This window comes from Marinobacter panjinensis, assembly GCF_005298175.1.
GTDB classification, from domain to species: domain Bacteria; phylum Pseudomonadota; class Gammaproteobacteria; order Pseudomonadales; family Oleiphilaceae; genus Marinobacter; species Marinobacter panjinensis.
The window spans coordinates 236,975-250,779 of the sequence record NZ_SZYH01000002.1 but is presented as its reverse complement, the minus strand read 5'-3'; the positions used below and the strand labels follow the sequence as shown (position 1 = coordinate 250,779).

13 protein-coding genes are annotated in these 13,805 nt (G+C 58.4%); 3 read left to right on the top strand and 10 right to left on the bottom strand.

The window, feature by feature from the left end:
* Positions 1–31: 31 nt before the first annotated feature.
* Positions 32–1,039 carry a DUF2156 domain-containing protein gene (locus FDP08_RS17455; RefSeq protein WP_137437569.1) on the top strand — a complete coding sequence of 336 codons (1,008 nt, stop codon included), beginning with the start codon at positions 32–34 and terminating at the stop codon, positions 1,037–1,039.
* On the opposite strand, the gene murI is transcribed toward FDP08_RS17455, so the two are convergent.
* Both murI and nudC read right to left on the bottom strand, forming a co-directional pair.
* Positions 1,017–1,865, bottom strand: coding sequence for a glutamate racemase (gene murI, locus FDP08_RS17450; RefSeq protein ID WP_137437568.1), 849 nt, complete (start codon positions 1,863–1,865; stop codon positions 1,017–1,019). The two genes, FDP08_RS17455 and murI, sit on opposite strands and share 23 nt — an antisense overlap.
* Positions 1,862–2,683 carry an NAD(+) diphosphatase gene (nudC, locus tag FDP08_RS17445; protein WP_137437567.1) on the bottom strand — a complete coding sequence of 274 codons (822 nt, stop codon included), beginning with the start codon at positions 2,681–2,683 and terminating at the stop codon, positions 1,862–1,864. Before nudC ends, murI begins: the two co-directional genes overlap by 4 nt.
* A gap of 144 nt (positions 2,684–2,827) precedes the next feature.
* On the opposite strand from nudC, the gene plsB reads away from it, so the two are divergent.
* A complete protein-coding gene (plsB, locus tag FDP08_RS17440) occupies positions 2,828–5,296 on the top strand; it encodes a glycerol-3-phosphate 1-O-acyltransferase PlsB (protein WP_137437566.1) in 2,469 nt (822 codons plus the stop codon).
* A gap of 21 nt (positions 5,297–5,317) precedes the next feature.
* Here the strand turns inward: plsB and FDP08_RS17435 are convergent, their stop codons facing one another.
* From FDP08_RS17435 to ppc, 7 genes are all read right to left on the bottom strand, one after another.
* Positions 5,318–6,127: a class I SAM-dependent methyltransferase gene (locus FDP08_RS17435; protein ID WP_137437565.1), complete on the bottom strand. Its 810-nt coding sequence runs from the start codon at positions 6,125–6,127 to the stop codon at positions 5,318–5,320.
* Complete coding sequence (locus FDP08_RS17430) at positions 6,127–6,489, bottom strand: UDP pyrophosphate phosphatase (RefSeq protein ID WP_137437564.1); 363 nt, start codon at positions 6,487–6,489, stop codon at positions 6,127–6,129. The genes FDP08_RS17435 and FDP08_RS17430 overlap by 1 nt, the downstream gene beginning before the upstream one ends.
* Before the next feature lie 106 nt (positions 6,490–6,595).
* Positions 6,596–7,393, bottom strand: coding sequence for an undecaprenyl-diphosphate phosphatase (locus tag FDP08_RS17425; RefSeq protein ID WP_137437563.1), 798 nt, complete (start codon positions 7,391–7,393; stop codon positions 6,596–6,598).
* A gap of 33 nt (positions 7,394–7,426) precedes the next feature.
* Positions 7,427–8,122, bottom strand: a complete 696-nt coding sequence (tsaB, locus tag FDP08_RS17420; protein WP_137437562.1) for a tRNA (adenosine(37)-N6)-threonylcarbamoyltransferase complex dimerization subunit type 1 TsaB — start codon at positions 8,120–8,122, stop codon at positions 7,427–7,429.
* Positions 8,123–8,126: 4 nt separating this feature from the next.
* Positions 8,127–8,780, bottom strand: a complete 654-nt coding sequence (gene adk / locus FDP08_RS17415; protein ID WP_137437561.1) for an adenylate kinase — start codon at positions 8,778–8,780, stop codon at positions 8,127–8,129.
* Between the two features lie 203 nt (positions 8,781–8,983).
* On the bottom strand, positions 8,984–10,354 hold the full coding sequence (locus FDP08_RS17410) for an HDOD domain-containing protein (protein WP_137437560.1): 1,371 nt from the start codon (positions 10,352–10,354) through the stop codon (positions 8,984–8,986).
* A gap of 25 nt (positions 10,355–10,379) precedes the next feature.
* Entirely contained in the window at positions 10,380–13,025 is a 2,646-nt protein-coding gene (gene ppc / locus FDP08_RS17405) for a phosphoenolpyruvate carboxylase (protein WP_137437559.1), read from the bottom strand.
* Positions 13,026–13,126: 101 nt separating this feature from the next.
* Here ppc and FDP08_RS17400 point away from each other — a divergent pair, with 101 nt between their 5' ends.
* On the top strand, positions 13,127–13,360 hold the full coding sequence (locus FDP08_RS17400; RefSeq protein WP_027831232.1) for a hypothetical protein: 234 nt from the start codon (positions 13,127–13,129) through the stop codon (positions 13,358–13,360).
* Between the two features lie 78 nt (positions 13,361–13,438).
* Here FDP08_RS17400 and FDP08_RS17395 read toward each other — a convergent pair whose 3' ends face one another.
* Positions 13,439–13,783, bottom strand: coding sequence for a pilin assembly protein (locus FDP08_RS17395; RefSeq protein WP_137437558.1), 345 nt, complete (start codon positions 13,781–13,783; stop codon positions 13,439–13,441).
* Positions 13,784–13,805 lie beyond the last annotated feature (22 nt).

Here is a 13,805-nt window from a genome sequence, read left to right as displayed (position 1 = left end):
ATTAAAAAACAACAACCGGGGGAGCAACACCATGTCAGATCAGATTCTTTCGCTCGACGGCATCCAGTCACTGGATGAATGCGCCTTTACCTTCCCGGAACGTGTCGGTTACCTGAAGAAGTACGGCACCCACTCCCAGTCATTTTCCACGCTGCAGCCGGGCATGCAGTACTTCGACGTCCCCGGCGTCGGCTACCTGGCCTACATGCGCAAGTGGGGCGGAACCTTTGTTCTGTCAGACCCGGTCACTGCGCCAGAGCACTTCGGATTCGTCCTGGAGAAGTTCCATCAGCGCTTCCCCAACGCCTGCTATATTCAGGTGTCCAAACCGGTGGTGGATCATCTCTATCGCCGATTCGGCCTGTATGGCACCCAGTTTGGCAGCGAGTCCCGCATCAACCTGAAAAACTGGTCCCTGACCGGCAAGAAGAAGCAGATTCTGCGCACGGCCCTGAACCAGGCCGAGAAGAACGGCATCACTGTCAAGGAGCGTTTCAGCGACGACCATACGCGGGAAATTTCCGACGCCTGGATTCGCACGCGTAAATGCAAGAGCAAGGAAATCCGTTTCCTCATTCGCCCCATGGAGATGGAGTACCGGGAAAACGAGCGTCACTTCTATGCCTACCAGGATGGCAAGGCCGTGGGCTTTATCTATTTTGACCCCATCTACCGCAACAACGAGATCATCAGCTACGTACCCAATATTTCCAGGGCCAATGCCGATTTCCGTCAGGGTATTTTCTACACTCTGATGGCTCATGCCATGGATGTGTTCAAGGCCGAAGGTGTGCCCTTCCTGGATCTGGGACTGATCCCGCTGTCACTGGACCGGGCTACCGAGCACCAGGAAAGCCGCCTGCTCAAGCGCATCATGCATGGCCTGTATGAGAAGGGTAATTTCCTTTACAACTTCAAGGGGCTGGAGTTCACCAAGTCGAGGTTCCGTGGCGAAAACTTCAAAACCTATTGCTGCCACCGCCGCTCATTACCAGCGCTGGAATTCCTGGCAATGTTCAAACTGACCCGGCTGCTGTAACAGGCTCAACCGCTGCCGGCCACCGCCCCCGAATATCTGTGCTGCCCAGGCCGAGCTGATCAAGGAACGCGCCCAGGCCACCTGGCGCCTCACCCGTGAACAGAGCTGCTTCAACAGGCCTCTTATCAATCGGGCATTCCAGACTGTCAGCTGCATGACCCTGCTGTTCCAGTAGCCAGGCTGCGCGGCGGGCAATGGCATCACCGGAATCCACCCAGTATTTCACCTCAGGCAATTGCGCTTTTAACAGGTCACCGATCAAAGGGTAATGGGTACAGCCCAGCACCACCGTATCCACACCCGCCTCACGAAACGGCTGTAGCGCTTCGGATAACAACGCCTCAGGGACCTGTACACCAGTGACAAGACGCTCAATCCAGTACACCAGATCCGGATGCCCCAGGCGCTCAACGGTGCAGCCATCGGCGAAGTCAGTGATCAGGTCCTCCAGGTAGGGGCGCCGCACTGTTGCCGGCGTTGCCAGTACACCGATGCGGCGATTAACAGACAGTGACACGGCAGGCTTTATGGCGGGTACAACACCGATGACCGGTATGGTTGTCATGGCCCGTAAATGCGGAAGCATGACGGTACTGGCGGTATTGCAGGCAACGACAATAACGTCACAGGGGTATGCCTCTGTGGCGGCCGAGATCAGGGCCTGACTACGCTCTATAACCACCGATTCCGGCTGGTTACCGTAGGGGAAGCCGGCGTTGTCTGCCAGGTAAACTAACCGGACTGCAGGCAACTGCTTGTGGATACAGGCAGCGATACTCAGGCCGCCAACACCGGAATCGAAGACCAGCACCCTGGGCGTTGTCACGATTGTGCCCCCCTCCCACGGATTTCCCCTGCCATGGCATGAATCAACCGACCGGCAATCGTGGTGGAAGGCGGCACCGGGGGTAACTCACCCGGCCGATACCAGTCCGCCTCGGCAATTTCGTCTTCCTGCAGCACCAGGTCACCGCCGGCATAATCCGCAAAAAAACCCAACATCAGCTGATGGGGGAACGGCCAGGGCTGGGAAGCCTGGTAACGGACATTGCTGACGTCCAGACCGGTTTCTTCCTTGACCTCCCGGGCCACGGCCTCTTCAATGTTCTCGCCTGGCTCCACAAACCCTGCAATCAGGCTGAAAAAGTGGCGTTTTACCCGTGAGGAACGGGCCAGAAGCATGTGGTCATCCCTGCGGATGACCACAATCACACAGGGTGCGAGCCGCGGATACCAGGGAATGCCACAAGCGTCGCACCACTTCGCCCGCTCCAGGGGATGCATGCCGGTAGTGCCACCACAACGCCCACAAAACTGATGGTCCCGCCACCACTGGTGAACCTGGAACGCGGTCCCCAGCATATCTGCCGGTGCGTCTTCCATCATTAACAGAGCATCCCTCAATGGCACGGGCTCAGGCTGGCCCGGAAGGGCATCGGCGTCCGTTTCAGCAACGTAAGCGCCCTGACAGCCCCACTGACCAACATAAATCGGGCCGGTCTCAGCCCTGACAAATGGCGATACTACCTGCCACGGATGCAGCCACCCGGAATCCGGCTTCAGAACCGCGTCGCCAGCAATCGCCAACACAAGGTCATTATCGCCAGGGGCTTTTGTCGACCAACCGGGTGTCCATATCGCCATAATCCGGATCCTGCAGCTATCATGAAGGCATGAGATGAAAATGTACCATACCGGTGCAATACAACTGAACGACATCATGTCTTTCGGCACCGTGCGCAACCAAGTAAACTTAGCGCCTGTTTTTGTGAACCGGAGCGACCATTTATGCGTTTTTTCCTGGGTCTTCGCAGCCTGATCCTGACCCTTTTCCGCAAGATCCTGTTCTTGTGGGTCCGGACGGATGTAAGCGGTAATAGCTCTGAAGCGCTGGGACTGGATCCGGAAAAGCCGGTTTGTTACGTGCTGCAGTACAGCTCTCTATCCAGCCGGCTGGTACTGGAGCAGGAAGTGTTGAGCGCCGGTCTGCCAGGGGCAGAATCCTCCCTGCCGGTGAAAAACGGGCCAAACCATTCATTTTTCTTTCTGTATCGCAGGATTGGTGGCCTGTTCCAGCGGCGCCGGACACCGATTCCCACCAGTGAATTCCGTGCACTGGTTCGCCACGGCCTGGAGCACCCGGAGCAGGACGTACAGATTGTGCCGGTATCGCTGTTCTGGGGGCGCTCCCCGGACAAGGAAAAATCTCTGGTCAAGCTTCTGCTTTCAGACACCTGGTCGGTGGCTGGTCGGTTGCAGAAATTCCTGATCATTCTGGTGCACGGCCGCAGCACTTACGTGCAGTTCAACCAGCCGCTGTCCCTGAAACAGGTCATCGACGAATACCGTCACAGTGAGGATCGCGCCAACCGCAAACTGGCACGCATGCTCCGTACCCACTTCCGCCGTGTACGCCAGGCCGTTCTGGGCCCGGATCTGTCACATCGCCGTACACTGGTCGGCGGCCTGGTGCGCACCCAGGCGGTCAAGGAAGCCATCCGCGAAACGGCACGCAAGGACGACATTCCCCCGGAGAAAGTTCGCGCCAAGGCCTACAAGTACGCCGATGAAATCGCCGCAAACATGTCCGTTGTCACCATCCGCGTTATGGAAGTTTTGCTGTCGTGGCTGTGGAACCGCATTTACAACGGCATTTCCATCAACAACATCCAGGTGGCCAAGGAAATGGCCCAGGACAATGCCGTGGTCTATGTTCCCTGCCACCGCTCCCACATCGATTACCTGCTGCTGTCCTATGTGCTCTACAAGAACGGCCTGATGCCGCCGCACATTGCCGCCGGCATCAACCTGAACATGCCCCTTGTCGGCCCTATCCTGCGCCGTGGCGGTGCTTTTTTCATGCGCCGGAGCTTCCGTGACAATCCGCTTTACGCCACAGTGTTCAACGAGTACATGCACGTGATGTTCTCGCGGGGCTACTCCGTTGAGTACTTTGTCGAGGGTGGGCGCAGCCGCACCGGACGAATGCTGCAACCGCGGCCCGGCATGCTGTCCATGACCGTCCGCAGTTTCCTGCGGGACCACCGCAAGCCCATCGTGTTTGTACCGGTTTACATTGGCTACGAGAAGGTGATGGAAGGCCGCTCCTATCTGGGTGAGCTGCGGGGCAAGAAAAAACAGAAGGAAAGCGTGTTCGCCCTGGCCAAGACTGTCCGCAAACTGAACAACTCCTTCGGCAGGGTGGCGTTGAACTTCGGCGAAGCGATTCCACTTGCCAGTGTGCTGGACGAAATCGAGCCCAGCTGGCGCGAAGAAGCCTACGATTCCGAATACCGGCCAAAGTGGCTGAATCAGGCGGTGTCTGAACTGGCGACCCGTGTTGCTTCCAATATCAATGCCGCGGTTGCAGTCAACCCCATTGGCATTACCGCCACCGCATTGCTGGGCACCGAGCGGCTGGCCATGGATGAGGGACAGCTGATCCGCCTGATGGATCAGTACGCAGACCTGCTGAAAGCCTACCCCTACGCAGAGACCATCACGTTGCCGGAAGGCAATGGCAGGGACTGGGTGGCCTACTGTGAGAACATGGGATTGGTTACCCGCCAGCCCCAGAAGCTTGGCGACATCATTGCCCTGGAAGGCAGTAACGCCATATTGATGACCTACTATCGCAACAATATTCAGCATCTGTTCGCCCTGCCATCACTGATCGCCAGCCTGTTCGAGAACAAGCAGTCACTGCGAAGGGAGAAGATCGAGTTCCTTGCCAGCGTTGCCTACCCCTACCTGAGATCAGAGCTGTTCCTGAAGTATCATCCGGACGATATTGCCGGTGTTGTCAATCAGTGGATCGACGTGCTGGTGTCCAGGGGCCTGCTTTTCGAGGAAGACGATGACAGGATCAGCCGCCCCGAAGAGGGCACCGATGCCATGCTTCGTCTACGGATACTGTCGCGATTCATTATCCAGACGTTGGAGCGCTACCATATTGCCATCGGCATACTGCGCAAATACGGTTCTGGCAAGATCACTGCCACCGAGCTGGAAGAGCAGAGCACTCTGCTGGCCGAGCGCATGTCTATTCTGTTTGGCCTCAATGCCCCGGAATTCTTTGATAAAACCCTGTTCCGCAGCTTTATCGCCAACATGCAGCACAATGGCGTGATCACCACCGACGAAGACGGGCTGCTGTGCTACAGCGAAGGTCTTGAGGAAGTTGCAGAAGACGCCCGACTGGTTCTGAGCGTGGAAAAACGCCAGGCCATCCAGCAGGTGACCATGCTCGGGGCCTGAGTATGTGGCGTTACCCGTACATTAACTGCCGGGTAGCGCCTTGATGGAATAGATATCATAGCGGCTGCTTTTACCCTCAGTACGGGTGGTAGGCTCCGGGCCGCTCACCGGGTCGGCCTTGCGGGGGCGCTTGACGACCACCCGGTAGGTTGCCACTGCCAGAGCCGCTGCCAGCAGTTCGGGGGAATCGTCGTCGTCACCCACCACCGTGCGGAATACCTGCATCTCTTTTTTTACCAGTGCCGACTTGTCCCGGTGGGGAAACATCGGGTCGAGGTAAACGACATCCACTGCACCTTTCTCCGCCCGCCCAAGCCAGTCAATACTGTTCCCCGGCTGCAGCGCCATGCGCGCAGCCAGCGGCGCGCTCTGCTCGTTCAGGGCGGCCCTGGCAAGACCATCACTGAGCAACGCATGTATAACCGGTGAGCGCTCGAAAAGCGTCACCTTGCAGCCCAGGGACGCCAGCACAAACGCGTCCTGACCAAGGCCCGCAGTCGCATCCAGAACATGCAGCGCTTGCCTTGTTTTCTGCAGGCCAACCGCTTTAGCGATCAACTGGCCGGTACCGCCGCCATGCTCTCTGCGATATCCCGCCTTTCCCGTTACGAATTCTGCCCGGACCGGGCCCGGAGCCCCTTTGCCAGTTACCTGCAGGCCAAGGCCGTTTTCATCGGAAAACAGTAGCACCGGATAATCCCGGACATCGCGTGGGCGCACCGTACCAAGAAACGGCAGCGAGAGTTGTTCAGCCATCAGCTTCGCGGCAAGGCCATCACCCAGGGGGCTGCAGGCAACGGCGAGTTCAGGGGGGCTGTTCGGGAGAGACATCAAACCAGAATATCGATGCCGGCCAGGACATTATCAGGGGCATCGCCCCGGGCGGCCACATCGGCAAACGTGGATAAGGCTCTTGAGGTATTCAGGGGTACTTCGTCGGCGCGAAAACGCTCCAGCCTAACATCTTCTGCCGCCTGGCGGGCTTCAATGCGCCGCCCAAGGGACTCTGAGGAAGGAATTGGCCGTGCTTCGGCATTACGGGAACGGGTGTCGGAGAGGTCCCGCCGGACCGCATCGCTGTTGTTATCCGGCGCTGTCGCTGGTGCACGGGCCACATCACTGCGCTCCCTGACCGGGCTGTTATTGCCGGACTGGAACGGAAGGCCGCTGTTAGGATTTACACCACCAATCATTTCAGGCACACCGGTTGTGGTTATAACTGAACCCGGATTATGAAAGATTTAACCCGGTTTTAAAAGCTGGCTGGTCACATTTTGTTCTGCTCTCTACCGCAGCGTACTACCACAGCATGACAATCAGCAACACGCCAAGCACCATCCGGTAGATGACAAACGGCATCAGGCCGAGCCGCTCAAGAAACTTCAGGAACAGGTGGATACAGATCACCGCGCTGACAAACGACAGCGCAGCGCCCAGTGCAATGGCAGCCCAGTCGGTTGCCCCACCCTGCTCTACCAGTTCGAGCGTCTTCAACAGGCCGGCGGCGAGGATCAGCGGAATAGAGAGCAGGAACGAAAAGCGTGCCGCTGCCTCCCGGCCAAAGCCAAGGAACAATGCGGCGGTGATGGTTATACCGGAGCGGGAGGTGCCGGGAATCAGAGCCAGTGCCTGGGCCACCCCGATGATCACGGCATCTTTCATGGTCAGGGATGGCAATTCCCGGGCACGGCGCCCCACCGCATCCGACCACCAGAGCACGAGGCCAAAGCCGATGGTAGAGGCGGCAATAACCAGGCCGGAGCGCAGTGAGGACTCGATAAAATCGTTGAGCAGGATCCCTGCCAGACCGGCCGGAACAGTACCGGCGATAACCGCCCAGGCAAGCCCGCTGTCCTGCCCCACCCGACCACGGGCAGTATCTCCTGCCCAGGCAACGGTGAGCCTGACAACTTCCTTGCGGAAGTACCAGACCACCGCCGCCAGGGTGCCCACGTGCACCGCCACATCAAAGGCGAGGCCCTGATCCGGCCAGCCCAGAATCTGCGACGGCAGAATCAGGTGAGCTGAGCTGCTGATCGGAAGAAATTCCGTCAGCCCCTGAATAACAGCCAATACAATAATGTGCCACAGTTCCATGGGCAGTGTTTCCGGGTGGTAGCGGGGAGGTTATCAACGGCCGGGGAGTTTCTTCCAGGCAACTTCGTCGCGAATATAGACAGGCTGGGCCTTTGCAGCAGAAACAACGGCACCTTCATGAAACGCAAGGGCGGCCAGTTCAGCGACTCGGGAAGCTCTGGGTACCAGGGATGCATCGATTTTCGTCATCGCGCCGGTAACGGCGGCCGGAAAGCTGTCCCGCAACGCCCAACCCTGGCCAGCACCAAACCAGTCCGAACTGCCCGAGACCAGGGCAACGGATTCCGGCGCACATACCTGCTCGTCACCCATCAGCTCTGGCTGGCCGGCCCGGCAGATATAGCACGCCCAGTAGACCTCGCCCATACGGGCATCAAACGCCACAGCGATACCGGCACCGTCAGACAGTGAGAAACGGGCAATGGCATCCGCTGCGACGGCGGCCAGTGACGACACCGGAACAACAGGTACGTCAAGGCCATAGGCCAGACCCTGAACGACCCCCGTGGCAATTCGCAGACCGGTAAAAGACCCCGGACCACAGGCAAATGCCAGGGCATCAAGCTCAGCGGGCACCAGACCCTGTTCAGCAAGAAGCTCGCGGACCATCGGCATCAGCAGTCGGGTATGCCCCCGGGGAGCAAGTTCAAACCGCTCCGCCACGCTGCCATCCACCAACAGAGCCGCCGAGCAGCCCTCGGACGAGGTATCCAGTGCCAGTAGTTTCACGCCGTTACTTCAATTGGGTAAGGATCTGATCGCGGATGTCATCAAGGCCACCAACGCCTTCAACACGCACGTATTTCGGGGCAGCAGCCGGGTCTTTCTTCGCCCAGTCCTGATAATAGTTGACCAGCGGTGCCGTCTGCTCGTGGTAGATCTTCAGGCGCTTTCGAATTGTCTCTTCCTGGTCATCGGCGCGCTGAACGAGAGGTTCACCGGTTTCATCATCCTTGCCTTCGGTTTTGGGCGGATCGTATTTCACGTGGTAGATGCGGCCACTGCCCTCATGCACCCGGCGACCCGACAAACGACTCACGATTTCCTCGTCGTCAACGGCAATCTCGACCACGTAGTCGATGTCGATACCCTGATCTTTCAGGGCTTCAGCCTGGGGAATGGTCCGGGGAAAACCGTCCAGCAGGAAGCCGTTCTTGCAGTCCGGCTGTTTGACCCGCTCTTCGATCAGCGCAATGATGATGTCATCAGACACCAGGCCTCCGGAAGCCATCACTTCCTTGACCTGTTTACCAAGCTCCGACTCGGCCTTGACCGCTGCGCGCAGCATGTCGCCGGTGGAAATCTGGGGAATACCAAACCGCTCGGTTATAAACTGGGCCTGAGTCCCCTTGCCCGCGCCTGGCGCGCCTAACATGATGATTCTCATAACGCTGTGCTCCCGTTGTAGTCATTATCATTTGAAAAGCTGTGGCAAAACCCTGCGGCTTTGCGACAGCCTCTCGCCGGCCACAGCCCGATGCGCCATGCCGAAGAAGGCGCATTATACGAACTCAGCCACCTCAGAGAAAGTGGACCTCCGTAGCATGCACCAAAAGGTTACATCAGGTTGTCATCTGCAAGCATTCGGGGTCAGGATGACAGGGAAAGTGCCAACGCGTCCAGATCTCCGGAAACCTTGTCGATCTCCTCACTGAGCAGTGTGAGATCGCCGTCTGAAAGCCCCAGGGGCGTTGCCAGGGCAGTCAGATCATCCGGGTTGAACTCATCCCCGATGCCCTTCTCCTTGAGCAACCCGTTGGCAAGCTGAACCATCAGCACATAGCTTTCATGCTCGCCCTGATATCCCTGGTGCTGGTGCATACCGGCAGCCTTGACCACCGGATCCGGCAATTCCCACAACCGGTGCAGAATACCGCCAATGGCGCCATGGCCGACGGCCAGCATCTGCTGGTTGTTATCGGCACCGAATACCTGCTGCTCCAGTGAATGCATGCTGGCTTCCGGGTTGGCTTCGCGAAGGGTGTTGAGCTCGTTGAACTCCTGTGGGAACAGATGCCCGATCAGTAACAGGCCAAAGTTGTGCAGCAAACCGCAAAGATAGGCCAGCCCTTTGTCAGCATTGCACTTCGGTGCCATACGCTGGCACAGGAAGGCGCAATACAGTGAGTGCCGCCAGAACTGATCCATCCCCAGCATTCCCTGACGGGGCACTTCAAAAGCGCGGACTGACGCGATACCCAGGGCTATGTGGGCGACGCGATCGAAGCCAAGCACACGGGTAACCGCTTCCTGCACGGAGTTGATCTGGCCGGGATAGTTGAAGAGTGCTGACCGGGCGTAGCGCATGATCTGCGCCGTCAGACTCGGATCAAACTCGATCAGCTCCGCCAGTTCCCGGGCAGTGGCCTCGGTGTTGGCAGTCAGCCTCAGAATACGTAATGCCAATGCCGGCATAGGGGGCAGGCGATATAACTTCTGTAGTTTATCGGCCACCTCTTCCAGCGTCAGTGCCTCACGTTCTCCGTTGTTCTGGCCACGAATCACCAGGTGTCCCGGTGAAGCATCGGCCAATGCCCTGGCCAATGACGTGCGGTCGAGTTCCAACAGAGTGTTGTCGGTACCGCAGCACATCAGCGTGCGCGAGTAACCCAGTACGTCCTGATCGACCAATACCGGTATGTCATAGGCAGCGCCTACCGGTGGCTGGAACCCCGGGTCACAGTCTGCAAACAGGCGTGCGGACTGGCGGGCGGTCAGTGGTTGCAAGCGCCTGCCCGTAAGTTTGTGGACCAGATCCATATCGAGAGTGGTGTTGTATCCATGGACAGCCATGATGACGCCGTTGATGTCGATCAACGGCGTGGCACGGATAAACTCGTCCTGCGAGCGACCAGACGCCATAACCGCGGCATCGAAGTTGAGCACCTGATCAATCGCCAGTTCACGGTAGGCGATACCCTTGCGAGCCAGAAAACCTTCCAGTCTTGCCGCTAACGCCACGGCGTTACTCCTGTGGTCCGTTTCATTATCCGGTGTTCCGCATACCCGCCGAGATGCCTGCCATGGTGACCTTCAGGGCACGTTCTACCATGTCCGGAACTTCGCCTTTGCCTTCACTTTCGCGGTCGCGTTTCAACAGTTCGGCCTGTAAGTAGTGTAGCGGATCAGTATACGGATTACGTACACGCATGGAATGGGCAAATACAGGTTCCTGTTCCAGGAGCGTCTCCTGCTCCTTCAGTTCCAGCAAGTGGCGGATGCAACCCTGCAGGCGTTCCCGAAGGCTTCTGCCCAGCTCCAGCAATTCAGGGTCGCTGACCAGGGTCTGTTCATAGTAGCTGGCAATTCGCAGATCAGATTTGGCCAGCACCATTTCCAGCATATCCACGTAGGTCTTGAAGAACGGCCATTTCTGCATCATTTCCCGCAGCACCGGCACGCGGTCCTCGCGGAAAGCCTCTTCCAGGGCAACGTCACTACCCAGCCAACTGGGCAGCATCAGGCGCATCTGGGTCCAGGCGAATATCCAGGGAATGGCCCGCAGGCTTTCCACGCCGCCGCCGGGTTTGCGCCTCGCCGGGCGGCTGCCGAGGGCCAGCTTGCCCAGGGCCTGTTCCGGGGTAACCTGGCGGAAATAGGGAACAAACTCGGGATTATCCCGGACCACGTCCCGGTAAGCTTTCAGGGACCGCTCCGTCAGCCAGTCCATGACCTCGCGCCATTCCGGTTCCGGTCCACGGGGTGGTGCCAGGGTGGCCTCCACCACGGCCGTGGTATACAGGGTGAGGCTCTGTTCCGCCAGCCGGGGCAGGCCAAACTTGAAGCGGATCATCTCACCCTGTTCGGTGATCCGGAAGCTGCCATTAACCGACCCCGGCGGCTGGGACAGAATCGCACGGTTGGCGGGGCCGCCGCCACGGCCTACAGTGCCACCACGGCCATGGAACAGCGTCAGGTGAATGCCGTACTCCGTGGCAACTTCTGTCAGCTGTTCCTGGGCCTGGTACTGAGCCCAGGCAGCCATCATCTGGCCGGCATCCTTGGACGAGTCGGAGTAGCCAATCATGACTTCCTGGCGGCCCTCGCAATAATCCCGGTACCAATCCACATTATAAAGCGCCGCCATGCTGTCGGGTGCACCACGCAGGTCATCAAGAGTCTCGAACAGCGGCACCACCCGCATCCGGTTTTCCATGCCGGCTTCGCGCAGCAGCAGAATCACATTCAGTACGTCTGACGGTTTGCTGGCCATGGAAATGACATAAGAGCCCAGGGCTTCTGGTGTCTGTTGCGCCACTACCTCACAGGTTGCCAGCACTTCGCCGACCTCTTCCGAGGGCCGCCAGTGTCTTGGTACCAATGGGCGCCGGCCCTTGAGCTCACGCACCAGGAAGTCCTGGCGTTCCTGTTCTGACCACGACAGGTAGTCGCCCATTCCCAGGTAGTCCACCATTTCAGCCACCGCCGCTGCATGGCGGGATGCTTCCTGTCGAATGTCCAGGCGAATCAGCGGAAGACCGAAGGTGTGAGCCCGGCGAATGGTATCCAGCAGCGGTCCGTTGGCGATGGTTTCCAGGCCGCACTCAACCAGGGAGCGATAACACAGCTCCAGGGGACCGGTGAAATCCTCGTTGGCAAACAGGATATCCTTGGTATCCGCCGGCTCGCCGGCAACGCTGGCTTCCGCCCAATCCCGGGTCTTGATCAGCTTATCCCGCAGCCCTGCCAGCACTATGCGATAGGGCTCGCGGGAATCCCCGGTGACCGCACGCAATTCATCGCTGGCCTGCCACATGGAAAGTTCGGCACGCAGCGCCTGGATATCCCGCAGATAAAGATCGGCGGCCATCCACCGACCCAGCAGAAACACCTTGCGAGTTACTTCATGGGTGACGTTGGGGTTGCCGTCACGGTCACCCCCCATCCAGGAGGCAATGCGGATTGGCGAAGCCTCAAGCGGCAGCCCCTTCCCCGTAGCCTCGGAAAGCGACAGGTCGAGGCTACGGAGAAAACGCGGCAGGGCCTGCCAAAGACTGTTCTCGATAACGGCAAATCCCCACTTGGCTTCGTCTACCGCCGTTGGTCGCTCGTGGCGTATCTCGTCCGTGTGCCATGCTTCGGTGACCAGCTGCGCCAACCGGTCCACGATTTCTTCGCGCTCCGCGGGCATCAGGTCATCATGATCCAGTTGTGCCAGGCAGTCTGACATCTCGTCGTATTTCATGATCAGTGTGCGGCGCGCCACTTCCGTAGGGTGCGCGGTGAGCACGTATTCTATACGCAGGTCGGCAACCCGCCGATGCAGATCCTCCGCACTGACACCACCGTTCTTGAGGCGAGTGAACACCTCACTGAGGGACTCCACCATCAGGTCAGACTGGTGGCCGCGCTTACGTCGAATGCCATGATACTGCTCAGCCAGGTTGGCCAGGTTGAGAAACTGGTTAAAGGCGCGGGTTACCGGTAGCAGCTCGTCATCACGCAATTTTCCCAGCAGGGCGACCAGGCGCTGACCGGAACCACTTTGCTGCAGACGATCTGCCTTGGCCGCCGCGCGCACTTCTTCAATCAGCTCGTAACAGTCCTGGCCAGGTTGGCGCTGGATACTTTGTCCCAGCAACTCACCCAGCATGCGCACGTTTTCTCGGAGTTCGGGGTGTAGCTCGGTCACATTGACGTCCTTTTAAATTGACGGAGGCGAAGTAAACTTACGATACTATTTACTCTTAAAGCCTGTCTAACGATTAAAGCCTGTGGCCGCAAGGAGTATTCATGAAAGTAACCGATCTGCCCAAACACTGGGAAGGCAAGAAAGAACCTGTCGAGCGGAGCCACGATTACAATCTCCGTTTGCCGCTGGAAGATGCTGCGCGCATAGCTGCGCTGGCGGAACTTTACCCGGACCGTTCGGAAAGCGATATTCTGAATGACATGATCGGTGCAGCACTGGACGACCTGGTCCGGCTGAGCCCGTTGAAGGACAAACTGGAAGGCAAGGAAAAATAACGGCGGGCAGTCTACTGCGGGGTGGCGGGACCACCCCGTGGTTATCGCAGGTCCGTTGTGATCAGGCTGCTGGCCTGATCAGGCAACCGATTCCAGCTGGCGTGCCTTGAGCTTCTGGATATGCTTCTGGCTGAGGCTGATAAAGCGTGGGGTCATGCCCTGATCTTCATAGATCTCGAAGCCGTCCTCATCGAATGCGACAACCTTTGAGCCCTGGACGTAAGGAAAGCTGGTCTCCAATTCGTCAAGAGCAGCGGAGATCAGGTCCCGCATGAGATCCTGAGAGGACTTCATCGGGTACAGCGCGGCCAGTTTTTCCAGTCGCTGGTGATGCTGGTCGGACAGGTTGGCAAAATACGCATCCCGGGTCAGCCGACCACGTGCATGCTTGTCCCAGTAATTGACCAGATCTTTGATTTTCATGGTGCCTTCACTCCTGCATCTT